Origin of the sequence: Entomohabitans teleogrylli, assembly GCF_001484765.1 — a bacterium.
Classification (GTDB): domain Bacteria; phylum Pseudomonadota; class Gammaproteobacteria; order Enterobacterales; family Enterobacteriaceae; genus Entomohabitans; species Entomohabitans teleogrylli.
This window is the reverse complement of sequence record NZ_LLXO01000084.1, coordinates 1-1,105: the sequence shown is the minus strand read 5'-3', so window position 1 is coordinate 1,105 and position 1,105 is coordinate 1. Positions and strand designations below refer to the sequence as shown.

General features: G+C 56.5%; 1 protein-coding gene. It reads left to right on the top strand.

Features of this window, described 5'->3' with window-relative positions:
- The coding region (gene tuf / locus AQ981_RS25290) for an elongation factor Tu (protein WP_058914518.1) at positions 1-1,104 on the top strand (1,104 nt) is incomplete at its 5' end.
- Position 1,105: the final 1 nt, after the last annotated feature.

Here is a 1,105-nt window from a genome sequence, read left to right as displayed (position 1 = left end):
CTGACCGCTGCCATCACTACCGTTCTGGCGAAAACCTACGGTGGTTCTGCCCGTGCATTCGACCAGATCGATAACGCGCCGGAAGAAAAAGCTCGTGGTATCACCATCAACACGTCTCACGTTGAATACGACACCCCGACCCGTCACTACGCGCACGTTGACTGCCCGGGCCACGCCGACTACGTGAAAAACATGATCACCGGTGCTGCCCAGATGGACGGCGCGATTCTGGTGGTTGCTGCGACTGACGGCCCGATGCCGCAGACCCGTGAGCACATCCTGCTGGGTCGCCAGGTAGGCGTTCCGTACATCATCGTGTTCCTGAACAAGTGCGACATGGTTGATGACGAAGAGCTGCTGGAACTGGTTGAGATGGAAGTTCGCGAACTGCTGTCTCAGTACGATTTCCCGGGCGACGACACGCCGATCGTTCGTGGTTCTGCTCTGAAAGCGCTGGAAGGCGACGCAGAGTGGGAAGCGAAAATCATCGAGCTGGCGGGCCACCTGGATACCTACATCCCGGAACCGGAGCGTGCGATTGACAAGCCGTTCCTGCTGCCGATCGAAGACGTATTCTCTATTTCTGGCCGTGGTACTGTAGTAACCGGTCGTGTAGAGCGCGGCATCATCAAAGTGGGTGATGAAGTGGAAATCGTGGGTATCAAAGAAACCACGAAAACCACCTGCACCGGCGTTGAAATGTTCCGTAAATTGCTGGACGAAGGCCGTGCGGGCGAGAACGTTGGCGTTCTGCTGCGTGGTACCAAGCGTGACGAAATCGAACGTGGTCAGGTTCTGGCCAAGCCGGGTTCAATCAATCCGCACACCAGGTTCGAGTCAGAAGTTTACGTTCTGTCCAAAGACGAAGGCGGCCGTCATACTCCGTTCTTCAAAGGCTACCGTCCGCAGTTCTACTTCCGTACTACTGACGTGACAGGTTCCATCGAACTGCCGGAAGGCGTTGAGATGGTAATGCCGGGTGACAACATTCAGATGACCGTGACGCTGATCCACCCGATCGCGATGGACGAAGGTCTGCGCTTCGCAATCCGTGAAGGCGGCCGTACCGTTGGCGCGGGCGTTGTTGCTAAAGTTCTCAGCTAAT